Here is a 22,406-nt window from a genome sequence, read left to right as displayed (position 1 = left end):
GGGAACTCCTTGGATGTCAACGAAGAGAGAAAAAGCGGTTCGACAGCACCAGCACGGTGATCGACAGGACCGAGGTGATGACGACCAGCAGCAGCGCCATGTCGTCATGCCCGGCCTGCACGGCGTCGTAGATCGCCATGGACAGCGTCTGGGTCTGTTTGGGTATGGAGCCGGCCACCATCAGCGAGGCGCCAAATTCGCCCATGGCGCGCGCAAAAGCCAGCAGCGTGCCGGCCAGGATGCCGGGCCAGGCCAGCGGCAGCGTCACGCGCAGGAAGACCGACATGGGCGATTGGCGCAGCGTGCTGGCAGCGGCCTCCAGCGACCGGTCGACGCCGGCAAAGGCTGCGCTGGCGGACTTGAACACTAGCGGCAATGCCACCACGGCCGACGCAACCACTGCGCCATGCCAGCTGAAGATGATGGTGTAGTCCAGGTGCTCGCGCAGCCACGCGCCCAGCGGGCTGCGGCGCCCGGCAGCCACCAGGATGGCGTAGCCGATCACGGTCGGCGGCAACACCAGCGGCAGCATGAAGGCCGCCTCCAGCACCGAGCGGCCCGGAAAGCGCTTGCGCGCAAACACCCAGCCCAGCGCCACACCGGCGATCAGCGCCAGCACGGTGGCCAGCGCGGCGACCTTCAGTGAGAGGACCAGCGGGAACCAGTCCATGGATGCAAGCAGACCATTCGTCATGTCCGCGCGAATATAACGGATGCTTGCAATTGGCAGGGGAGAGTCCCTGCCGTTTCCCGGCTACGGCTAAGGCTACGTATCAGGCCATCCGGCCGCTGGTGACGCTCATGGCGCCAGCAGCCGCGTCAGTGCCGCGATGTCGGCAGCAGCGGCGGTGCGGGCGGTGTTCTCTATGGCCCGGTAGTGCTGCAGGATTTGTTGGCCGATCGTGGTGAGGGCGGTGCCGCCACCATGGGCACCGCCGGCGGCGGTGTTCACGGCAGGGCTGCAGAGGGCGCGGTTCATCTCGTCCACCAGCAGCCAGGCGCGGCGGTAGGACATCTCCAGTTGGCGCGCCGCGGCCGAGATGGAGCCGGTTTCGGCAATCGCCTCCAGCAACTGGACCTTGCCCGGCCCGATGGCAATGCTGTCGTCGCGGTAGACGCGCAGGCGGAGCTGCACTTTGGATTTCATGGGCGCGGGGCTCCAGGATGCGGAGCGCGGAGGTTAAGGCATGGGGAACGTCGATGCGATCGTGGCTGTGTGCAACTGCGGGCGTGCACCGACGGGCGCGTGCCTTGTGATGCCCGCACCCAGTGCGTCAGTGGCTTGGGGGCTGTGCAGGCAGCGCGCTCTCGCCGCGTCCAATGCCGTAGTAGCGGATGCCATAGCGCGCCATGCGCTCGGGCTCGTAGAGGTTGCGTCCGTCAAAGATCAGCGGCTGTTGCAACTGGCGGGCGATGAAGTCGAAGTCAGGCGCCTTGAAGACCTGCCATTCAGTGCAGATCAGCAATGCGTCGGCGCCAGGCAGTGCGGCTTCGGGCGTGCCCATGAGCTGCAGGCGTTCATCCGGGCCGTAGAGGCGCTGGGCTTCGGGCATGGCCACCGGGTCGAAGGCGCGGACCCGGGCGCCGGCGGCCCACAGGGCTTCCATCAGCACGCGGCTGGGGGCGTCGCGCATGTCGTCGGTACGCGGCTTGAAGGCCAGGCCCCAGAGCGCAAAGGTACGGCCGCGCAGCTCACCACCGAAGCGGCGCTGGATCTGCTCGAACATCTTGTTCTTCTGCCGCTGGTTCACGTCTTCCACCGCTTGCAGCAGGTCGCTGGCGCAGCCGTTGGCGCGCGCGGTGTGGATCAGGGCCTGCACGTCTTTGGGGAAGCAGGAGCCGCCGTAGCCGCAGCCGGGGTAGATGAAGTGGTAGCCAATGCGTGGATCGGCGCCCATGCCCAGACGCACCGATTCGATGTCGGCGCCCAGTTGCCCGGCAAGCTCGGCAATCTGGTTGATGAAGCTGATCTTGGTGGCCAGCATGCAGTTGGCCGCGTACTTGGTCAGTTCGGCACTGCGCAGGTCCATGAACATCAGGCGGTCATGGTTGCGGTTGAAGGGGGCATACAGCTCGCGCAGCAATTCCCGTACGCCGGCATCCGAGCTGCCGACGATGATGCGGTCGGGCCGCTTGCAGTCGGCAATGGCGGCGCCTTCCTTGAGGAACTCCGGGTTGGACGCGATCTGGAAATCCAGCGTCTTGCCCATGCCGGCCAGCAGCTGCTCGATATGCGCGCGCAGGCGGTCCCCGGTGCCCACCGGCACAGTGGATTTTTCGACGATCACCACCGGCTGCTCGCGCAGCCGCGCGATGGTTTCCGCCACCGCAAAGACGCTGCTCAGGTCGGCGCCGCCATCGACGCCCGGCGGCGTGCCGACGGCGATGAACTGCACCGTGGCATGGGCCACCGCCACGGCGGCATCGCTGGTGAACTGCAGGCGCCCGGCGGCGCGGTTCTCGCGCACCAGGTCTTCCAGCCCGGGCTCGTAGATGTCCACCTGCCCGGCCTGCAGGCGCTCTATCTTGCGGCTGTCGATGTCGATGCAGACGACGTCGTGGCCGACTTCGGCGAGCACGGCGGCCTGCACCAGGCCGACATAGCCGACACCGAATACGGTGATGTTCATGGAAACCTCTTTAGGAAACAGGCGGAGATGCCCGGCGTGCATTGACCAGCAGCACGCCCAGCAGGATCAACAGCACGCCCAAGGTCCGACCCAGGCTCAGGCTGCCGCCCAGGCCGGGCAGCAGCGCCGCGCCGACATAGACCAGCGGATAGCTCAGGGCCAGCAGCGAATAGGCGCGGTTCAATGGCAAGCGGTTCAACGCGCCCATCCAGCAGACCATCGACAGGGCATAGCCGCAGATGCCCAAGGCCAGCATGGCCAGAGCTACGGGTGCGGCTGTCAGAAACTGTTGCCAGGCATCGATGCCGGGCAGGCGCGTCATGCTCCAGCGCATCGCCAGTTGGGCTGCGCTCACCAGCAGCACGCTGGCGCCGGCCAAGGCCAGGCCAGGCGCCTTCATGCGGACGCTCCCATGGCCACCACGCCGGCCACGATCAGCGCCACGCCCAGCCAGTGCCGGGCGTCGGTGGCTTCGCCAAAACCGTAGCGCGCCACCAGCGTGACCAGCACGAAGTTGAGGCTCAGCATGGGATAGGCAATGCCCACCTCCAGGCGCTGCAGCACCAGCAGCCAGAGCAGCAGCCCCAGGCCCATGCAGAGCAGGGCCAGCCACAGCCAGGGCGAGCGCAGCCGGCCCACGAGGCTGGGTGCCTGCTCGCGCCAGCGGGCCACGGCGATCTTCTGGGCGATCTGGCCAGCGCAGGTCAGCAGGCACACGGCGGCCACCAGCAGCCAGGTCATGGTGCCGTCGCCCGGGGGTAGAGCAGCAGCGCCAGCTTGTTGCTGACGTGGCGCGCGGCCTCGCCTGGCGGCAGGCTCAGTAACTCAGGGTCTTGCGGGCCGGCAAAGCGCAGCACCACAGCCACGCTGCCACGCTGGCGGGCCTGTGAGATCCACTGCGCGATATCGTCACGTGCTACGTAGCGACCTTGGCCTGCGGGCGTGGCCAGGCCGTACTCCAGCTCGCCCTGGCGCGAGTAGATGGTGATGTCGGTGCGCTTCAGGTCCCAGGCCAGGTTGGCGGCCAGGCCGGCGTCGTTGCTGAGCAGTGCGTCTGCCTTGTCGATGGCGTCCCGGTGCGCCTCGATGAAATGCGTTGGCATCTTGGAGTCGATCTGGTTCTGCGTGAGCAGCCCCGGCAGGCAGGCCAGCAGCAGCCAGAGCGGCAGTGCCGACCATTCCCAGCGGCGCAGGGGCTGCCAGAGCTGCGCCAGCGCCACTCCGCTCCAGACCAGGCCGATGGCCAGTGCCAGGCCCCAGGCCAGCCGGTCATCAGGGCCGTAGATGCCGGTTTTCATGGCGATGAGCACGCCGGCCAGGCCGACCAGGCCCAGGCACAGGTTGATCGCGGCATTGGCCTTGAACCAGCCGCCGCGGCCACGCTCCAATTGCTCGACTAGGCCATGCGCCAGCAGCAGCGCCAGCGGCGTGAGGCAGGGCAGCATGTAGGTCGGCAGCTTGCCACGGCTGACGCTGAAGAAGGCCAGCGGCAGCAGCAGCCAGATCAGCAGGAAGCCAATGCGCGGATCGCGCTTGTCTGCCCAGGCACGGTGCAGCGCCGGCGGCAGCAGGCCGCTCCAGGGCAGGCAGCCGATCAGCAGCACTGGCAGGTAGAACCAGAGTGGCTCGCCGTGTTGCGCGTCTTCGGCCGCGAAGCGGCGGATGTGCTCGTTCCAGAAAAAGAAGTTCCAGTAGTCCGGGGCCTGCAGGTGCACGGCCAGGGCCCAGGGGGCGGCCACCAGCACGGCGACGAGCACGGCCATCGGGCCAAGGCGCAGCAGCTCGCCGAGCCGGCGCTGCCACAGCATGTAGGGGCCGGCTACCAGTACCGGCAGCAGCCAGGCGACAAAGCCCTTGGTCAGGAAGGCGATGCCGCAGGCCACACCTACCAACACCCAGGCCGCCAGCCGGCGGCGGGGCACGGTTGTAGTCACCGCGCAGTAGAAGGCAAGCAGGGCCAGGTTCAGCCAGAGCGCAAGCTGCGGGTCCAGCGTGATGTACATGCCCATGCTGGCTACCAGCAGGCCCGACAGGTAGAGCAGCGCGGCGATTGCGCTCTTGCGGCGGTCTTGCCACAGGCGCTGCGCCAGCAGGCCCACCAGCAAGGCGCTGAGCGCCGTGGCCAGCGCCACCGGCAGCCGGCTGGCAAACAGGTTCTGCCCGAACAGCATCTGGCTGAGCGCGGTAGTCCAGTAGCCGGCCACCGGCTTCTCGAAGTAATGCATGCCCAGTTGTTGCGGCACGACCCAGTTGCCGCTGGCGAGCATTTCGCGCGCGATTTCGGCGTAGCGCGATTCGTCGGGTATCCAGAGCGCGCGCAGGCCCAGTGGCAGCAGCACGAACAGCAGGAACAGGCCGCACAGGCGCAGCGGGCGTGCCAGTGTCATGCCTGTACCCCCAACCAGCCTTCGCGGCCCGGCAGGCCGCCGCGCTGCAGCTGCCCGGTGGGCAGTGTTGCGGGGTCGCTTGGCAGCAGATCGCCCAGCGGCTTGAAGTGCACGCCGCGCTCACGCGCCAAGGCCAGCAGGCGGCGGAATTCATCGGCCAGCAGGATGCCTTCCACCTCGGCGTGGATGGTGTAGACGTTGAGTGCTTCTGGCACCAAACGATTGACGATTTGCTCGGTGAAGGCGGTGCTCGTCAACTGCGGGCCGACGGCTTCGTCGTAGGTGGGCAGGTCTACCGGAATCTGCGGCGTTCCCGGGCTGCCATCTGCCAGCAGCGGGCGGAACAAATGCGTGCCACGGCAGTCGCTGTTGTAGCGAAAGCCAAAGGCCTGTTTGGCCTGCACCACACGCGCGTCGGCACGCCAGCCGGCAGAGGCGGAGCATTCCACCGGCGCGCCGAGGATGTCTTGCAGGGTGCGCACGCCCCGGTCGATTTCCGTGGCCAGCCGCGCGGCGCTCCAGTCGCCAGCGTGGGCTTGCCAGGCATGGTGGTCCCAGGCGTGCAGGCCGACTTCATGGCCACGCGCACGGGCGGCGCGCATCAGGTGGCCAAAGTCGCGGCCTATGGGCTTGCCGGGCCAGGCGGTGCCGGCCAGCAGGATGTCCCAGCCATAGAGGCTGGCGGCGCGTGAGCGCAGCATCTTCCAGAGGAAGCGCGGGCGTACCAGGCGCCACAGGTGGCGGCCCATGTTGTCGGGGCCGACCGAGAAGAAGAAGGTGGCGCGCACGCCGGCGGCGTCCAGCGTATCGAGCAGGCGCGGCACCCCGTCGCGGGTACCGCGGTAGGTATCCACGTCGATACGCAGGCCGGCGACGGTCATTCGCGCTGGGCGGCGTCGACCGCTTCGCGCAGGAAGAAGTCCAGCGTCTTGCCGATGGTGGCGGGCATGGCGATGCCGGGCGCCCAATCCAGCACGCGCTTGGCGTTGGCGACGCTGGGCTTGCGGTGCGCCACATCCTGGTAGCCGTCGCCGTAGAAGCTGCGACTCTCCACCTCGCGGAAGCCGGCGAAGGGCGGGAAGTTGGCGCGCAGCGGGTGCTGCTCGAACTGCTTCAGCAGCTCTTCGGCCATCTCGCGGATGCTGGCTTCGTTGTCGGGGTTGCCGATGTTGATGATCTGGCCGTCGCAGCGGCCGCCGCGGTTTTCGACGATGCGGAACAGCGCCTCGATACCGTCGTCCACGTCGGTGAAGCAGCGCTTTTGCGCTCCGCCATCGACCAGCTTGATCGGCGTGCCTTCGACCAGGTTCAGGATCAGCTGGGTGATGGCGCGCGAGCTGCCGATGCGTGCCGAGTCCAGGCGGTCCAGGCGCGGGCCCATCCAGTTGAAGGGGCGGAACAGCGTGAACTTCAGGCCCTTCTGGCCATAGGCCCAGATCACGCGGTCGAGCAGTTGCTTGGAGGCGGAGTAGATCCAGCGTTGCTTCTGGATCGGGCCCACCACCAGGTTGGAGTGGTCTTCATCGAAGCGCTCGTCGGTGCACATGCCGTACACCTCGGAGGTGGACGGGAACACCACGCGCTTGCCGTACTTCACGCAGTGGCGCACGATCTTCAGGTTTTCTTCGAAGTCCAGCTCGAACACGCGCAGCGGGTTGCGGGTGTACTCGATGGGCGTGGCAATGGCTACCAGCGGCAGCACTACGTCGCACTTCTTGATGTGGTACTCCAGCCATTCGGTGTGGATGGAGATGTCGCCCTCCACGTAATGGAAGTTGGGGTGGCTGCGGAAGCGCTCGATGGCGTCGGAGCCAATGTCCAGCCCATACACCTCGTAGTCGCCCGCGCGCAGCAGGCGCTCGGTCAGGTGGTTGCCGATGAAGCCGTTGACGCCCAGGATCAGCACCCGCGTGCGGCGCACCGGCAGGCCGGCATCGCGGCGCAGGCGCAGGCCTTCGACCAGGCCCAACTCGCGCGCCAGTTGCGGGCCGGCCAGGTACAGGCCCTGGTCGCCCTGCTGGCCGGCGAGGACTTCGAGTGCGCCGCTGCCGCAGGCGATGCGCAGCGGCTCTTGGCCGAGTACGGTGCCGGGCTCGGCGCCATGGTTCAGATCGAGAGCGCGGGCCTGCCAGACCAGCAGCTTGCGTTCGCCGTGCCAGCCAAAGGCGCCAGGGTAGGGCTGGGTGACGGCGCGCACCAGGTTGGCCAGCTCGGTGGCGGGGCGTTGCCAGTGCAGCTCGCCGTCGGCGGGCGTGCGGCGGCCGTAGTAGCTGGCTTCGCGTTCGTCTTGCGGGTGCTCGGCCAGTTCGCCGCGGGCCAGGGCCGGCAGACTGTCGGCCAGCAGGGCGGCGGCGGCTTCGCGCAGCTTGGCGTGCAGCAGGGCGGCGGTGTCGTCGACTGCAATGGGCACGCGGCGCTGGGCCACGATGGGGCCGGCGTCGGCGCGCTCGACCATGCGGTGCAGGGTGACGCCGGTTTCGGTCTCGCCCTTGACCAGCACCCAGTTGGCCGGTGCGCGGCCACGGTAGCGCGGCAGCAGCGAGCCGTGCAGGTTGTAGGCACCCTTGTGTGCCAAGGCCAGCAGGCTGGGCGAGAGCAGATGGCGGTAGTAGAAGGAGAAGAAGAAGTCCGCATCCAGGGCGCGGATGCGCTCTTGCCAGATCGGATGGTTGACGTCTTCCGGCGCGTGCACGGGGATGCCGTGGCGGGCGCAGAGCTGGGCTACCGAGGCGTAGAAGCGGGTTTCGCCGGGATCGTCTGCGTGGGTGAAGACGGCGGCAATGCGGTAGCCCGCATTGATCAGGGCCTCGATGCCGGCACAACCGATGTCGTGGTAGGCGAAGACGACGCAGGTGCTCATGTTGGGGATATCCGATCCAGGGAGGCAGAAACAGGAGAGGGAGCCGAAGATGGCGCGCGCGCAATGCGCTCGATATGGAAGCGGGGCCGGGCCCGCACGTCCTGGTAGACGCGCCCCAGGTATTCGCCGAGCAGCCCCATGCCGATGAACTGCGCACCGGTGAACATGAACAGCACGGCGAACAGCACGAACACGCCATCAGCCGCCCACTGCGGGCCGAGCACCAAGCGCAGCCCAAGCAGCAGCAGGGCAAAGAAGAAGCCCGCCAGCGCCATGCCAAAGCCGACCAGGCTCAGCAGGCGCAGCGGCGTGGTGGTCATGGAGGTGACCAGGTCGAACATCAGGTTGATCAACTGCATGAAGCCGTAGCGTGAGTCGCCATGCTCGCGCTCGGCATGCGGCACCGGGACCTCGCAGGTGTGGCGCGCAAAACTGTTGGCCAGCACCGGGATGAAGGTGCTGCGCTCGCGGCAGGCCAGCATGGCTTGCACCACGCTGCGCCGGTAGGCGCGCAGCATGCAGCCGTAGTCGCTCATGGCCACGCCGGTGGAGCGCTGCACGGCGCGGTTGATCAGCTTGGAGGGCAGGCGGCGCAGGGCCGAGTCCTGGCGCTGCTGGCGCACCGTGCCAACCACGTCATAGCCTTGTGCTGCGACCTCGGCCAGGTGGGGGATTTCTTCCGGCGGGTTTTGCAGGTCGGCATCCAGGGTGATGACCAGGTCGCCGCTGCATTGCTCGAAGCCGGCCATGATGGCCGCGTGCTGGCCGTAGTTGCGGTTGAGGATCACGGCGACCACGGGGCTGCCGGGCAGGGCGGCGGCCTCCAGCAGCAGGTCGGCCGAGGCATCGCGGCTGCCGTCGTCCACCAGGATGATCTCGAACGGACAGGGCAGTTGCTCGCAGGCGGCGCGGGTGCGCAGCAGCAGTTCGGGCAGGCTGGCGGCCTCGTTGTAGACCGGGATCACCACGGACACCCGGTCGATGGGATAGGGCTTCATGCGTGTTCCTGCAGCACGGCCTCGATGGCGGTGGCGACGCGTTCCACGTCTGCGTCCTGCATGTCGGGGAAGAGGGGGATCGAGCAGATGCGCGACGAGTTCCACTCGCTGTGCGGCAACTGCACGGCTGGCCATTGCGCGCGGTAGTAGGGGTGCAGGTGCGTGGCGATGAAGTGGATGCCGGTGCCCACGCCGCGCGCCTGCAAGGCCGCCATGAAGGCGTCGCGGTCGAGGCCGCAGCGCTCCGGGTCTATGCGCAGGATGAACAAATGCCAGGCGTGCGAACCTGCTTCGGTCGGCAGGGCCAGCGGCTGCACCGGCAGGCCGCGCAGGCGCTCCAGGTAGAGCTCGGCGATGTGGCGGCGGCGCGCGTTGATGGCGGCTATGCGGTCGAGCTGGACCAGGGCCACGACGGCGTGCAGGTCCGACAGGTTGTATTTGAAGCCGGGTTCGACCACCTGGGCCTGCGGCTTGCGGCCCAGGCTTTCGCGGTCAAAGGCATCTACGGCCAGGCCGTGGAACTTGAGCCGGCGCACGCGCTCGGCCAGGGCATCGTCGTCGGTGACCAGCATGCCGCCTTCGGCGCAGGTGAGGTTCTTGATGGCGTGGAACGAGAAGATCGCCGTGCCCTGGCGGCCGATGGGCTCACCCTGGTAGCGGGTGCCCACGGCATGGGCCGCGTCTTCTATCAGCGGTATGCCATGGCGCTCGGCAATGGCGCGCAGCGGCGCCAGGTCGCAGGCGGCGCCGGCGTAGTGCACGGGGATGATGGCCCGCGTGCGCGGCGTGATGGCGGCAGCCACGGCCTCGGGCGACACCATCAGGGTGTCGCGGTCCACATCGACGAAGATCGGGGTTGCGCCCAGCAGGCAGACCATGTTGGCGGTGGAGACCCAGGTCATGGACGGGGTGATGACCTCGTCGCCCGGGCCTATGCCCAGCGCCAGCAGCGTCAGGTGCATGGCGGCGGTGGCTGAACACAGCGCCACCGCATGCCGGGCCCCCAGGTGTTCGGCAAAACGCTTTTCCAGCGCGTGGTGCTTGGGCCCGGTGGTGATCCAGCCGGAGCGCAGCACCTCGGTTACGGCGGCAACCTCGGCATCACCGATGCTGGGTTTGGAAAACGGCAAGAACGGCACTGTCATGGAAGGGCGACTTTTCGCATCCTGGTATTGGCACATCGGGCGGTAGCGATGCTAGCGCCGAACCACTGCTTTTTCTTGTCGCTCGTCGGCTATTTCAGGTGTGAGAAGTTCTCTTGCGCTGCCATATGCGAACGGCCAGGCCCGAGCGCTGCCGTCAGAAATCTATTGCTACCAAATATGTAGCTATAAGCCCAGGTGGCATAAGGGCTAGAGGCCTAAAAGTCTTGAAATCCTAGGCGGCCGAGGCTTCGGGGTAGAGCCCATGCACCCGGCCAAACAGCCGGGTCAGGCCGAGCAGGGCGTCGATGTTGGGCGTCTGCAGGCCGGCACGCTGGCCCAGCTCGCGCGTGGCGGCGACGATGCCGTCCAGCTCGATCGGGCGCTGGGCCTCGACGTCTTGCAGCATCGAGCTTTTGAAGGGCCCGAGCCCGGCGGTGATCTTGTGCCGGTCTTCCGGCGCCTGCGCCACCGGGCAGCCGACGTGCTGGCCGATGGCGGCGGCCTCCTGCATGGCGGCCGAGCAGAAGGCCCGCACCAGCGGGTCAGCCAGGATGCGGTCCACCGTGGCGCCGGTGATGGCCGAGATCGGGTTCATCGTCAGGTTGCCCCAGAGCTTGTACCAGATGTCTTTGCGCACATCGGGCGATACCTTGGCATCGAAGCCGGCCTGTGCCAGCAACGCGGCGATACGCTGTGCGCGCGGCGTATCGCCACTGCCGGGCTCGCCGATGATCAGGCCGCGGCCCATCTGGTGCTGCACCAGGCCGGGCTCCGGCGTGGAGGTGCTGATGTGCACCACGCAGCCCAGCACCTGGGCCAGCGGGATCGCGGCGGCAATGCGGCCGCCCGGGTCGACGCTGGCCAGCGGCGCATCGTCCAGCCCGGCACGGCCCTGGATGAACCACCAGGGCACGCCATTCATGGCTGGCAGCACCAGGGTGTCGGGCCCGATCAGCGGTACCAGGCCGGCCGCCGCCGCAGCCAGCGCCGGGCCTTTGACCGCGATCACGACCAGGTCCTGCGCGCCGAGGTCTTCGGGACGGTCCGTGGCATGGGCGGGGGATTGCAGCAGCGCGCCGGCTTCGCGTACGCGCCAGCCGTGGCTGCGCAGTGCTTGCAGCGTGGCGCCACGGGCGATGGCGCTGACCTGGGCCTGGCCGGCCACGGCGAGCCGGGCGCCGATGTAGCCACCAATGGCTCCGGCGCCGACGATGCAGACTTTCATGCAAAACCTCTTCCTGCCGGCATACCCGGCGACGATGAAAACTCTGGCACTGTAGCTTCAGCCAGCGGACTTGCCGGCGGCGCGCCGGTAGGCCTCCTTGAACCGCTCGGGCACGCGCGGGTCGTGGCCCAGCGCCACGCGGCGTACCTCGTCCGAGTCGGTCGGCGCGTGGCCTACGCCCAGCGCCGAGGCACGCGGCACGGGGCCTTCCACCACGCGGCTGCTGAGCCGTCCCAGACCGGTGATCTCGACCTCGACCAGGTCGCCCGCCTCCAGCGGCCTTGAGTGGCAGGGCGTGCCGGTCAGGATGACGTCGCCGGGCAGTAGCGTGATGTGGCGTGCGATGTCGGCCACCATGTAGTGCGGGCCCCAGACCAGTTCGTCGCCGATGTGGGCTTCCTGCACCAGCTCGCCGTTGCGCCAGGTTCGCAGCGTCTGCTCGAAGATGTTGACGCCGGACACCAGCCCGGGGCCGATCGGCAGCAGCCCGTCGGCGCCCTTGACGCGCAGCATCGATCCCTGGTCGGTGTCGCGGAAATTCTGCAGGCCCATGTCGAGCGCCGGCGCAAAGCCCGCGATGTAGTCCCAGGCCTCGTCAGGCGTGACGTTGCGGCAGGTCCGGCCGATGACGGCCGCAAACTCGCCCTCGTAGTTGAGGTAGCGGCAGTCCGCCGGCTTGACCAGGTCGCCCCGGTGGCCGTTGAGGGCCGTGACGGGCTTGGTGAAGTAGGTGGGGGTGTCGGTCGGCTTGGCCTGGTTGCGCGTCTCCAGGCCGCGCGAGCTGTAGCTCAGGTGCACGCAGATGATCTTGCTCGGCTCGCAGGGGGGCAGGTACTGCACGCCGGCTTCTTCCACGCTGCGGCCATCGTCGAGCCGCAGCCGGCCGTCGGCCTGCACCGTGCACCAGTAGGCGCTGCCCTGGTGCAGGATGCGCCGGCGCTCGACGCGGGGGCCGCGCAGCACAGCGGGCAGGTGCTGGGGATCGACCGGGAATTCACAAAGGCTCATGGGGTGCTTTCCGTGGGGGAGTCCATGCGCTCGACGTCGAACCACATGTGGATGTTGCCGGTGCCGCGCGCGTTCTCGTAGTCCGACAGCGCGGTGCCCTTGCTGCGGCACTGCCCGGCGCCAAGCGCGCCGACCATCTGCAGATAGTGGCCGCCAAAGCCCTCCCACGGCAGCTTGCGGAAGGTCGTGTCCCACTGCGCCAGCACCTGGTCGTGCCGCCCCTGCTCCAGCAGGGCGATGGCTTGCTTGTCGGCGGCGATGTTTGCCGGGCGCGAGACATTGCTCTCGTGGTAGATGCGCGGGTGCTGCTGTACCCAGTCGATCGGGTTGAAGCGGTGGCTCAGCGCGCCAGAGGCCAGCAGCAGCACGCGCGCGTCGCTGCGGCGGATCGCCTCGGCAATGACGCGGCCTGACTCCAGGTAGTGGTGCGGCTCGCAGTTCTGGCAGTTGCTAACCGTCACCACGCGCTCGCCGCGCCGGCCGAAGCCCAACTGGTTCACGACGTTGATGGTGGCGTAGTGGCGCGGCAGATCAGGGTCGTAGATGGCCTTGCTGAGCACGCCTTGCTCCACTGCTACCTGCTCGATCAGGGCCGCCAGCTCTGGTGCGCCGCGGTAGTCGTAGGGCACGCCGGCGAGGTACCAGGGCATCTCGTCGGAGATGTAGCTGCCGCGGTGGATCAGCCCGCCGTCGACCAGGTGGTAGCCAGTGGTGAACCAGTGGGTGTCGAAGATCAGCACGGTGTCTGGCTGCACGGCGTCGACCCGTGCGCGGAGCCGGGCGTAGCCGGCGATCAGGTCGGAGTCCGCGCCGTCGCCCATCTTCACGCGGAAGTCGTCTGCCTGCATCAGGCCGGGGTGGTGCGAGACCAGGGCTGCGCCAACGATGTGTCCCATGCCATGTCCTCCTAGCGTTGGTGGAAGCTTGCGCGAAAGGGCTTCTTGGGCACCACGACATCCTTGACGTCGCAGAAGAACTCGAAGCTCCAGTCGCCGCCCTCGCGTCCTATGCCCGAGCGCTTGCAGCCGCCAAAGGGCGCTGCCAGGTCGCGGATGCCAAAGGAGTTGACCCAGATGAAGCCGGTCTGCACGCGCTCTGCCACTGCCGTGGCGTGCGTTGTCTCGCCATAGCAGATGCCGCCCAGGCCGTAGTCCACGTCGTTGGCCAGCGCGATCGCCTCATCGTCGCTGGCGAAGGTCTGCAGCGTGAGCACCGGGCCGAAGACCTCGTTCTGCACGATCTCGGAGCCCTGCGCCACCTGTGTGAGCAGCGTCGGCATGTAGTACTGCGCGCCAAAGCCGTGCTGCTGCCCGCCCCACAGCAGCTTGGCGCCGGCGGCCACCGCGCGCTGCACGAAGCCGTCCACGCGGTCGAGCTGGCGCGGGTGGATGATCGGGCCGACCTCGGTGCTTTCCTCGCGCGGGTCGCCCACGGTCAGGCGCTGCACGTAGCCGTGCAGCAGCTCGGTGAAGCGTGCCGCCACCTTCTCGTGCACCAGCAGCCGCGTGCCGGCCAGGCAGACCTGGCCCGCGTTGCGGTACATCAGTGCGCCGGTGGCTGCGGCGTTGTCGAGGTCGGCGTCTTCCAGCACGATGAAGGGCGACTTGCCGCCCAGCTCGAAGCTGCAGGGCACAAGGTTGGCGCCCGCTGCTTGTGCGATGGCCTTTGCAGTGGGGACCGAGCCCGTGAAAGAGATGCGCGCCAGCCGTGGGTCGGCCACCAGCCGTGCGCCCGTGCGTGCGCCCGTGCCCTGCACCACATTGAAGACCCCCGGCGGCAGCCCGGCGGCATGCGCGGCATCTGCCAGCAGCGAGCAGGTCAGGGGCGCCCATTCCGGTGGCTTGACGATCACCGTGTTGCCCGCCGCCAGCGCGGGCCCGAGCTTCCAGGTGGTCAGCATCAGCGGCGCATTCCAAGGCGTGATGATGGCGGCCACGCCGGCTGGGTCATGGCGTATGCGGTGGGTGGCCTGCTCGGTCTCGATGCGGCGGTGCTCCAGCGCCAGCGCATGGTCGGCGAAGAAGGCAATGTTCAGTACCGCGCGCGCCGCCACGCCGTGGCGCATGCGCGAGAGCAGCACGCCGGCATCGTTGGACTCGACCAGGCACAGCGCTTCGGCGCGTTGCTGGATCTCTTGGGCAAAGCGGTGCAGCAGCGGTTGGCGCTCGGCCGCAGTCAGCGCCGACCAGGCCGGGAAGGCGCGCTGGGCCGCCTCGATGGCGGCATCCACATGCGCGGGCAGGCCTTCGGCCACATGGCCGAGCAGGCGTTGGTCTATGGGCGAGCGCAGCTCGAAGGTTTCGGTCGATGGCACGCGCTGGCCATCGATGTAGTGCAGTGGCGAGACGGCAATGCCGGCCACGTCCAGAAGGGCGTCATGCATGGGGAACCTGTGCAGGGGGAGTAGTCAGACAAAACGCAGCGCAATCGCACCGAGCCGCCCGTAGTCGGCATGGAAAACGTCGCCTGCGGCGGCGGCCACCGGCCGGGTGAAGGAGCCGGCCAGCACCACCTCGCCAGCGGCCAGGCCGACGCCGTGTGCGCCCAGCCGGTTGGCCAGCCAGGCGATGCCGTGGGCCGGATGGTTGAGCACCGCAGCGCCCAAGCCGGTTTCCTCGATCACGCCGTTCTTGTAGAGCAGCGCACCGCACCAGCGCAGGTCCACCGCGTCGGGCTTTACCGGTCGGCCGCCGAGCACGATGCCGGCATTGGCCGCGTTGTCGGCGATGGTGTCCAACACCTTGCGCGGGGCCTTGCTGTGGCGGTCGAACTGCTCGATGCGCGCGTCGATGATCTCCAGCGCCGGCACCACGTGGTCGGTGGCCGCCAGCACGTCGAAGATGCTCACGCCGGGCCTTGCAGCGCGCGGCCCAGGATGAAGGCGAACTCCACCTCCACCCGCGGCAGGATGAAGCGTGCGGCCGGGACGTCGCCGCCTTCGGCCACGAACATGTCGTCCAGCAGCGTGCCGTAGTCCGGCTCGGTGATCTGCGAGGCGATCTGCATGGCGCGCGAGGTCAGGCCGATCTTGTGGCCACGGATGCTGCGGCCCTCTGCCTGTTTCAGCTGCACCCATTCGTGCTGGATCGCGTAGCTGTCGGCGATCTCCATCTGCGGATGGCGCTTGGAGAAATGCTCCAACTGCACGCGGCTGCGCTCGGCCTGGTGCAACTCGCGCGCCAAGGCGCGGCGCAGGGTGTCGTCGAGCATGGTTTGTCTCCGTGGGCTCTGCTGGGAAGTCCCGCAGTGTGCCGAGGGCGTTCATTCGGCACAATCGACGGATTCTGGGTGATTGATAAGACAAACTTAAAGATAAACATGCCCCTGTCCCGCTACACCCTGCGCCAGCTCGAAGCCTTCACCGCCGTGGCCGACGCGCTGAGCTTCACGGCTGCGGCCGAGGGCTTGGGGCTCACGCCCTCGGCCATCAGCCAGTTGGTGGGGGAACTGGAGTCGGCCACCGGCTTTCGCCTGTTCGACCGCACCACGCGCAAGGTCTCGCTCACGGCGGCGGGCCGGGACTTTCTGGGGGTGGCAGAGCCCGTGCTGCAGCACCTGCACCGGGCCGAGATCGCCGCGGCCGACCTGCGGGACCGGGCCGCCGGCCTGGTCCGCGTGGCCGCGCCCATGGTGATCGCCAGCGCATTCCTGCCGACCGTAGTGCGGCGCTATGGGCAGGACCGGCCCAAGGTGGTGGTGCGCATCCGCGATGCGGCGGTCGAACAGTTGGTGGACCTGGTGGCGCGCGGCGATGTCGACCTGGCCGTGGGGCCGGACCGGCCAACCGGTGACGAGGTGGAACGCATTCCGCTGTTCAAGAGCCCGTGGGTGCTGTGGTGCGCGCCGGGCCATCCGCTGGCAGGCAAGCGCCGCCTGCGCTGGCGCGACCTGCGCGGCCAGCCGCTGGTGACTGCGGGGCGCGACCACGAGCGCAGCGTGGCCATGATGCGGCTCAACCTGCCGGAGCACGAGCGCATCGTGCCCATCGATGTGGTGGACAACATCACGACCGCGCTCGGCATTGCGGCCGAAGGCCTGGCCGCGACGCTGTCGCCGGCCTACGTGGGCGTCTGGGCTGAGCAGCGCTGGGGACTGGTGATGCGGCGCGTGGTCGAGCCGGAAGTGATGCGGGAGGTGTGCCTCTACCGGCCCGCGCGGCGCGTCACGTCGCCGGCGGCCGAGGGTTTTGCCGAGGCCCTGTCCGCCTGGCTGGGCGACATGGCGCAGCAGGCGCTGCGCTCGTGATGGCGGCGGGTGTCATCAGGGCCGGCGAGGGAGAGAAAGGGAAAGTCAGGGCAAGGCGCGAGAGGACTCAGCGCTTGCGGTCCCGGGCGTCGTACGGCCAGCAGGGCGCTGGGCGATTACCTTGGGAAGCGTGGATTGGATCAAACGTGGGCATGGCGAACTCCTTGGGCTATCCACAACGGGACGCGGAGCTGCCGGGTTGACGCCGAAGCCCGGTTTTGCCGGGACTATTTTGTCGCTATCGGGCGACATGGGTGCACGGTGTTGGTGCGTGGCGGCCCATGTCGCTTGGCGGAGCCGGGTTTTCAGCCCTTCAGGCCTGCTGCTGCTCGCAGCACCTGGGCCTTGTCCGTCTTTTCCCAGGTGAACTCGGGCTCTTCGCGGCCAAAGTGGCCGTAGGCGGCGGTCTTTTGGTAGATCGGGCGCAGCAGGTCGAGCATCTGGATGATGCCCTTGGGGCGCAGGTCGAAGTGCTCTTGCACCAGGGCTGCGATCTGCTCGTCCGGGATCACGCCCGTGCCTTCGGTGTAGACCGTGACGTTCATCGGCCGGGCCACGCCGATGGCGTAGGCGACCTGGATCTGGCACTGGCGCGCCAGGCCGGCGGCGACGATGTTCTTGGCCACGTAGCGCGCGGCGTAGGCGGCCGAGCGGTCGACCTTGGACGGGTCCTTGCCCGAGAACGCGCCGCCACCGTGCGGGCAGGCACCGCCGTAGGTGTCGACGATGATCTTGCGGCCGGTCAGGCCGCAGTCGCCTTGCGGGCCGCCGATGACGAAGCGGCCGGTCGGGTTGATCAGGTACTTGGTGTCCTGCAGCCATTCCTTGGGCAGCACCGGCTTGATGAGCTCTTCGATGATGGCTTCGTTGAAGCTGGCCTTCATCTTGGTCGGCGTTTCGCTCTGGTCCGGGCTGTGCTGGGTGGACAGCACGACGGTGTCGATGCTGTGCGGCTTGCCGTCCACGTAGCGCATGGTGACCTGGCTCTTGGCATCAGGCCGCAGGAAGGGCAGGCGGCCGTCCTTGCGCAGCTGGGCCTGGCGCTCTACCAGGCGGTGTGCGTAGTAGATCGGCGCGGGCATCAGCTCGGGCGTCTCATCGCAGGCGTAGCCGAACATCAGGCCCTGGTCGCCGGCGCCGGTGTTCAGGTGGTCGTCGCTGGCCTGGTCCACGCCCTGGGCGATGTCGTTGCTCTGCTTGTCATAGCAGACCATGACCGCGCAGCCCTTGTAGTCGATGCCGTACTCGGTGTTGTCGTAGCCGATGCGCTTGATGGTGTCGCGCGCCACCTGGATGTAGTCGACATGCGCGTTGGTGGTGATTTCGCCTGCGAGCACCACCAGGCCGGTGTTGGTCAGGGTTTCGGCGGCGACGCGGCTGCGCGGGTCTTGTTCGAAGATCGCATCCAGGATGGCGTCGGAGATCTGGTCGGCGACCTTGTCGGGGTGGCCTTCGGAGACGGATTCGGAGGTAAAGAGAAAGTCGTTCGCCATTTGCATAAACTCCAGTGTTTCGGCTGCGGGCGTTGCCCGGGCCTTTCGGAGCCTTGGCGAACGCTTTAGCAGTTGTGTTTAACGTCGCCCTGCAAGTTGCTCATTTAACTCGGCGACCGGTCCATTCTAGCTGGGCGTCGTTTTCTCTTCCGTCGATGCTCCGATTCCTCTCCCGCCTCCCGCTCCCCCTGCTGCACGCGCTTGGCGCGGCACTGGGCTGGCTGGCTTTTGTGGCCTCGCCGACCTACCGGCGGCGCTTTCTGGCCAATGCGCGCCAGGCCGGCTTTGCCTCTAGTGCGGTGCGCGGCGCGGTGGCGCATACCGGGCGCATGGTGGCCGAGCTGCCGCGCCTGTGGTTTGGCGCGCCGCCGCCCTGGCGCTGGGAGGATGGCGGCTGCATTACGCGTGCCTATGCGGCCGGGCGCGGCATCCTGTTTTTGACGCCGCACCTGGGCGGCTTCGAGATGTCGCCGCAAGCCCTGGCCGCCGACTACGGCCCGGCGCACGGCCCCATGACCATCCTCTACCGCCCGGCGCGCCAGCCCTGGCTGGCCCGCACCATGGCGCAGGCGCGCAGCCGGCCGCACCTGCAGGCCGTGCCGACCACGCTGGCCGGTGTACGCCAGATGCTGCGCGCGCTGCGGCGCGGCGAGGCGGTCGGCCTGCTGCCGGACCAGGTGCCGCCCGAGGGCCTGGGCCTGTGGGCGCCGTTCTTTGGCCGCGATGCCTATTCCATGACCCTGGCTGCGCGCCTGGCGCAGCAGTCTGGCGCCACCGTGCTGCTGGCCTGGAGCGAGCGCCTGCCGCGCGGCCAGGGCTTTGTCGTGCACGTGCAGGAGCGCGCCGCGCCGCTGCCGGCCGATTTGCCGGCAGCCGTCGCCGCGCTCAACGCCGACATGGAGCAACTGATTCATCGCTGCCCCACGCAGTACCTGTGGGGCTACGCACGTTACAAGGCGCCGCGCGCGGAGCCGCACACCACCGGGGAGACGCCTGCATGACCGGCCGGATCGGCATTCTTTTCATGCGCCTGATGGCGGTTCTGCCGCTGTCCTGGGTGCGGGCGCTGGGCTGGCTGTTTGGGCGCGCGCTGTATGCGCTGATGGGCAGCCGCCGCCACATCACCTTGACCAATCTGGCGCTGTGCTTTCCAGCACTGGGCGCGGCCGAGCGCAAGAAGCTGGCGCAGCAGAGCTTTGTCGTCTTTGCCCAGACCTGGCTGGATCGCGGCTGGCTCTGGCATGCGCCGCGCCACGTGCTGGAGCGCCGCCTGGTGTTGCAGGGCGCGGTGCCCGAGCTGCAGGGCGACACGCCAACCATCCTGTTCTGCCCGCATTTCTACGGCCTGGATGCAGCGGCAACCACGATATCGATGCAGGTGGTGCGGCGCTGGTTCTCTATCTACTCGTCGCAATCCGATCCGGCGGTGGACGAATGGGTGCGCAAGGGCCGGCTGCGCTTTGGCGATTCGCAGGTGTTCACCCGCACCACCGGCATGAAGACCATCCTGAGCGCCATGCGCGGCGGCGGCGTGCTCTACCTGCTGCCAGACATGGACTTTGGCCCGCAGGACTCGGTGTTTGTGCCCTTCTACGGCGTGCCGGCGGCCACGCTGCCCTCGGTGCCGCGCTTTGCCCGCTTGGGCCGCGCCAAGGTGGTGCCCGTGCTGCCGCGCCTCACGCCCACCGGCTACACGGTGGACATCCTGCCGTCCTGGACCGATTTCCCCACCGACGACGTGCTGGCCGACACCGAGCTGGTGAACCGCCGGCTGGAGGGCTACATCGACAGCATGCCCGCGCAGTACTACTGGGTGCACAAGCGCTTCAAGACGCGGCCAGAAGGCGTGCCTTCGGTGTATTAATGGTGAAATATGCCTCTAGCCCAGGCTGCGCTTTGGCTATTAGCTATATTTTTTGATTAAAAAGCCTTGCAGCAGCCGGGCGACCAGCGCCGGCTGCTCGTGCACGATCCAGTGCGTGGCGCGCGGTATGCGGTGCAGCTCCAGCCGGGGCACCCACTGCTCCAGGCCGTCGGCCAGCGAGGGCGGCAGGGCGATGTCGTCTGCGGCCCAGATGACCAGCGTGGGCACTTCTATCCGCAGCATGGATTCCGGCAGCGTGATGGCTGCGGCGGCCGGATCGCCCTCGCGCGGTGGGCGTAGCGGCGAGGCGCGGTAGTAGTTGCAGCCGCCGGTGAGGCCGGCGCGCCAGATTTCGCGGTACTGCTCTTTCACGGCCGGCGTGAGCCAGCCGGCGCCATCGGGCGCGCCCGGCGTGCCAGGGGCGGCCTCGGCACCCATGCCCGTGAAAAACTCCCATAGCCGGCGAAAGTCATCCGCTGCCAGCAGTGCTTCCGCATCTGGCCGGATCAGAAAGTTCATGTAGGCGCTGGCAGCCTGTTGCGCCGGGTTTCCCTGCAGTTCGCGCAGGAAGGCACCGGGATGCGGTGAGTTGATGATGGCCAGCTTCTCCAGCAACGCTGGATGCTGGTTGGCCAGGCTCCAGGCCACGGCGCCGCCCCAGTCGTGCGCCACCAGTGCTGCCAGGGGCTGGCCCGGGCCGGCTTCAAGTGCGATCAGCGCCACCAGGTCTTGCACCAGGTGCTTGGCGCGGTAGGCCTCGGGCTCGGTGGGGGCGCTCGACGGGCCAAAGCCGCGCAGATTCGGCGCCACGCAGCGGTAGCCGCCGTGGGCCGGGTCGGCGAAGTGCTCCAGCAGGGCGTCCCAGACAAAGGCGCCCTCGGGGAAGCCGTGCAAAAACAGCAGTACCGGCCGGCCGGGCGCGCCGCTGGCGCGGCAGCCCAGGGTGATGCCGTGCGGCAGCGCGCGTTGGTATGTCTCGATCATGGTCGTCTCCTCGTGGCCAGCCGCGGTGCGGCGGGCGAGGGCGACCTTACTGCGCGGCGTCGGGCGCGGGCGTCTCGGTGGTGACGGCGGGGGCGTCGGCGCCCTCCGCTGTCTCGGGCAGGACCGGATGGGCCCAGCGCCACAGGCGCTGCGCGGCCTCGTCCACGCCCTGGCGCTTGAGGGCGGAGAACAACTGCACCTCGCCGCCGCCGGCGTTGAGCTGGGCGATCTGCAGCGCCTTGTTGGCCTCGACGCGGGTGAGTTTGTCGGCCTTGGTCAGCAGCACCAGGAACTTCAGGCCTTGCTCCACGCGCGGGCGGATCACGTCGAGCAGGATCTCGTCCAGCTCGGTCAGGCCATGGCGCGGGTCGCACATCAGCACGACGCCGGTCAGGCTTTCGCGGCTGATCAGGTAGTTGGCCATGACACGCTGCCAGCGCGCCTTGTCGGCCTTGGGCACGGCGGCGTAGCCGTAACCGGGCAAGTCGGCCAGCACGGCGTCCTGCACGCCCTGCTTGCCCAGGCTGAATAAGTTGATGTGCTGGGTGCGGCCGGGCTTTTTGGAGGCGTAGGCCAACTGCTTCTGCTGGGTCAGCGTATTGATGCAGGTGGATTTGCCGGCGTTGGAGCGCCCGACAAAGGCGATTTCAGGCACCGTGAGCGGCGGCAGGTGGTGCAATTGCGCGGCCGTCGTGAGAAAGCGAGCGGTGTGCATCCAGCCCATCGCGGTCTTGGCGTCGACGGGCTCGGGGGCGTTGCCGTCAACGGGCGCGGGGGAGGTGGGTGCAGTCATCAGGGGGAGGTTAGGGTTGTCATGGCGGGCTAAGCCGGACCACCATTGTAGAATCACGAGGTTTTGCGCATATAAACAGACCCTCGATATGAAGTTGCTTGCCTCTGTGTTGATGGCTGCCGCAATGGCCGCTTCTACCCTGTCCGCGTCTGCTGCTGAGGGCGCTCCTGCCGCGCAGCAGAAGGCTGCCAAGCCCGACTTGGCGCAAGGCGAGGCAAAGTACGGCGCCGTATGCGCCGCCTGCCACGGCGCGGATGGCAACTCCGCCGTGCCGGCCCAGCCCAAGCTGTCGCAGCAACACCCTGAATACCTGGTCAAGCAATTGCAGGAGTTCAAAGAGGGCAAGCGCAAGAACCCGATCATGCAGGGCTTCGCCGCGCAACTGAGCGACGCCGACATGCGCAACATCTCCTACTGGGTGGCCGCCAAGCCCGAGAAGCCTGGCTTCGCCAAGGACAAGGACCTGGTCGCCATCGGCGAGAAGATCTACCGCGGCGGCATCGCCGACCGCGCCGTGCCCGCCTGCGCTGGCTGCCACAGCCCGAACGGCGCCGGCATGCCGGCCCAGTACCCGCGCCTGGCCGGCCAGCATGCCGACTACACCGCCACGCAACTGGTGGCCTTCCGCGACGGCACCCGCACCAACAATTCCGTGATGCATGGTGTCAGTGCCCGCCTGAACGACCGCGAAATCAAGGCCTTGGCCGACTACATCGCCGGTCTGCGTTGAGCCCCCGCTGCACTGCAGCTTGAACTAACCGCCGACAAACAATC

21 protein-coding genes and 1 pseudogene are annotated in these 22,406 nt (G+C 68.1%); 4 read left to right on the top strand and 18 right to left on the bottom strand.

The window, feature by feature from the left end:
• Window positions 1–16 precede the first annotated feature (16 nt).
• The 15 genes and pseudogenes from modB to hpaH form a co-directional block, all read right to left on the bottom strand.
• Window positions 17–694: a molybdate ABC transporter permease subunit gene (gene modB / locus AAFF27_22110; GenBank protein XAH22667.1), complete on the bottom strand. Its 678-nt coding sequence runs from the start codon at window positions 692–694 to the stop codon at window positions 17–19.
• Between the two features lie 105 nt (window positions 695–799).
• On the bottom strand, window positions 800–1,147 hold the full coding sequence (locus AAFF27_22105; protein ID XAH22666.1) for a LysR family transcriptional regulator: 348 nt from the start codon (window positions 1,145–1,147) through the stop codon (window positions 800–802).
• Between the two features lie 127 nt (window positions 1,148–1,274).
• Complete coding sequence (locus AAFF27_22100) at window positions 1,275–2,630, bottom strand: UDP-glucose/GDP-mannose dehydrogenase family protein (GenBank protein ID XAH22665.1); 1,356 nt, start codon at window positions 2,628–2,630, stop codon at window positions 1,275–1,277.
• A 10-nt stretch (window positions 2,631–2,640) separates the two neighbouring features.
• Window positions 2,641–3,030 carry a 4-amino-4-deoxy-L-arabinose-phosphoundecaprenol flippase subunit ArnF gene (arnF, locus tag AAFF27_22095; GenBank protein ID XAH22664.1) on the bottom strand — a complete coding sequence of 130 codons (390 nt, stop codon included), beginning with the start codon at window positions 3,028–3,030 and terminating at the stop codon, window positions 2,641–2,643.
• The gene (gene arnE, locus AAFF27_22090) at window positions 3,027–3,371 is read right to left on the bottom strand and encodes a 4-amino-4-deoxy-L-arabinose-phosphoundecaprenol flippase subunit ArnE (protein ID XAH22663.1); all 345 of its coding nucleotides are present in this window, start codon (window positions 3,369–3,371) and stop codon (window positions 3,027–3,029) included. The genes arnF and arnE overlap by 4 nt, the downstream gene beginning before the upstream one ends.
• On the bottom strand, window positions 3,368–5,017 hold the full coding sequence (gene arnT / locus AAFF27_22085) for a lipid IV(A) 4-amino-4-deoxy-L-arabinosyltransferase (protein XAH22662.1): 1,650 nt from the start codon (window positions 5,015–5,017) through the stop codon (window positions 3,368–3,370). The genes arnE and arnT overlap by 4 nt, the downstream gene beginning before the upstream one ends.
• Window positions 5,014–5,898, bottom strand: coding sequence for a 4-deoxy-4-formamido-L-arabinose-phosphoundecaprenol deformylase (arnD, locus tag AAFF27_22080; protein ID XAH22661.1), 885 nt, complete (start codon window positions 5,896–5,898; stop codon window positions 5,014–5,016). The genes arnT and arnD overlap by 4 nt, the downstream gene beginning before the upstream one ends.
• Window positions 5,895–7,877: a bifunctional UDP-4-amino-4-deoxy-L-arabinose formyltransferase/UDP-glucuronic acid oxidase ArnA gene (gene arnA / locus AAFF27_22075; protein XAH22660.1), complete on the bottom strand. Its 1,983-nt coding sequence runs from the start codon at window positions 7,875–7,877 to the stop codon at window positions 5,895–5,897. The genes arnD and arnA overlap by 4 nt, the downstream gene beginning before the upstream one ends.
• On the bottom strand, window positions 7,874–8,875 hold the full coding sequence (arnC, locus tag AAFF27_22070; protein ID XAH22659.1) for an undecaprenyl-phosphate 4-deoxy-4-formamido-L-arabinose transferase: 1,002 nt from the start codon (window positions 8,873–8,875) through the stop codon (window positions 7,874–7,876). Before arnC ends, arnA begins: the two co-directional genes overlap by 4 nt.
• The gene (arnB, locus tag AAFF27_22065) at window positions 8,872–10,020 is read right to left on the bottom strand and encodes a UDP-4-amino-4-deoxy-L-arabinose aminotransferase (protein XAH22658.1); all 1,149 of its coding nucleotides are present in this window, start codon (window positions 10,018–10,020) and stop codon (window positions 8,872–8,874) included. The genes arnC and arnB overlap by 4 nt, the downstream gene beginning before the upstream one ends.
• A gap of 232 nt (window positions 10,021–10,252) precedes the next feature.
• Window positions 10,253–11,245 carry a 2-dehydropantoate 2-reductase gene (locus AAFF27_22060; protein XAH22657.1) on the bottom strand — a complete coding sequence of 331 codons (993 nt, stop codon included), beginning with the start codon at window positions 11,243–11,245 and terminating at the stop codon, window positions 10,253–10,255.
• Between the two features lie 57 nt (window positions 11,246–11,302).
• Window positions 11,303–12,253 carry a fumarylacetoacetate hydrolase family protein gene (locus AAFF27_22055; GenBank protein XAH22656.1) on the bottom strand — a complete coding sequence of 317 codons (951 nt, stop codon included), beginning with the start codon at window positions 12,251–12,253 and terminating at the stop codon, window positions 11,303–11,305.
• On the bottom strand, window positions 12,250–13,149 hold the full coding sequence (locus AAFF27_22050) for an extradiol ring-cleavage dioxygenase (GenBank protein ID XAH22655.1): 900 nt from the start codon (window positions 13,147–13,149) through the stop codon (window positions 12,250–12,252). The genes AAFF27_22055 and AAFF27_22050 overlap by 4 nt, the downstream gene beginning before the upstream one ends.
• Before the next feature lie 11 nt (window positions 13,150–13,160).
• Window positions 13,161–14,636, bottom strand: coding sequence for an aldehyde dehydrogenase family protein (locus tag AAFF27_22045; GenBank protein ID XAH22654.1), 1,476 nt, complete (start codon window positions 14,634–14,636; stop codon window positions 13,161–13,163).
• Between the two features lie 24 nt (window positions 14,637–14,660).
• Window positions 14,661–15,463 (bottom strand): annotated as a pseudogene (gene hpaH, locus AAFF27_22040) (2-oxo-hept-4-ene-1,7-dioate hydratase).
• A 108-nt stretch (window positions 15,464–15,571) separates the two neighbouring features.
• Here hpaH and AAFF27_22035 point away from each other — a divergent pair.
• The gene (locus AAFF27_22035; GenBank protein XAH22653.1) at window positions 15,572–16,498 is read left to right on the top strand and encodes a LysR family transcriptional regulator; all 927 of its coding nucleotides are present in this window, start codon (window positions 15,572–15,574) and stop codon (window positions 16,496–16,498) included.
• 305 nt (window positions 16,499–16,803) lie between these two features.
• Here AAFF27_22035 and metK read toward each other — a convergent pair whose 3' ends face one another.
• Window positions 16,804–17,991 (bottom strand): methionine adenosyltransferase, encoded by a 1,188-nt coding sequence (gene metK / locus AAFF27_22030; GenBank protein XAH22652.1) that lies wholly within the window; start codon window positions 17,989–17,991, stop codon window positions 16,804–16,806.
• A gap of 89 nt (window positions 17,992–18,080) precedes the next feature.
• Between metK and AAFF27_22025 the strand changes: the two genes are divergently transcribed.
• Window positions 18,081–18,992, top strand: coding sequence for a lysophospholipid acyltransferase family protein (locus tag AAFF27_22025; protein ID XAH26294.1), 912 nt, complete (start codon window positions 18,081–18,083; stop codon window positions 18,990–18,992).
• A complete protein-coding gene (locus tag AAFF27_22020) occupies window positions 18,989–19,855 on the top strand; it encodes a lysophospholipid acyltransferase family protein (protein XAH22651.1) in 867 nt (288 codons plus the stop codon). The genes AAFF27_22025 and AAFF27_22020 overlap by 4 nt, the downstream gene beginning before the upstream one ends.
• 39 nt (window positions 19,856–19,894) lie before the next feature.
• Here AAFF27_22020 and AAFF27_22015 read toward each other — a convergent pair whose 3' ends face one another.
• Complete coding sequence (locus AAFF27_22015; protein ID XAH22650.1) at window positions 19,895–20,839, bottom strand: alpha/beta fold hydrolase; 945 nt, start codon at window positions 20,837–20,839, stop codon at window positions 19,895–19,897.
• 46 nt (window positions 20,840–20,885) lie between these two features.
• Complete coding sequence (yihA, locus tag AAFF27_22010) at window positions 20,886–21,632, bottom strand: ribosome biogenesis GTP-binding protein YihA/YsxC (GenBank protein ID XAH22649.1); 747 nt, start codon at window positions 21,630–21,632, stop codon at window positions 20,886–20,888.
• A gap of 88 nt (window positions 21,633–21,720) precedes the next feature.
• Between yihA and AAFF27_22005 the strand changes: the two genes are divergently transcribed.
• A complete protein-coding gene (locus AAFF27_22005; GenBank protein XAH22648.1) occupies window positions 21,721–22,362 on the top strand; it encodes a c-type cytochrome in 642 nt (213 codons plus the stop codon).
• The last annotated feature ends 44 nt before the right edge of the window (window positions 22,363–22,406 follow it).

It is taken from the genome of Xylophilus sp. GW821-FHT01B05 (assembly GCA_038961845.1).
GTDB lineage: Bacteria > Pseudomonadota > Gammaproteobacteria > Burkholderiales > Burkholderiaceae_C > Xylophilus.
This window is presented reverse-complemented; position numbering and strand designations above follow the sequence as displayed.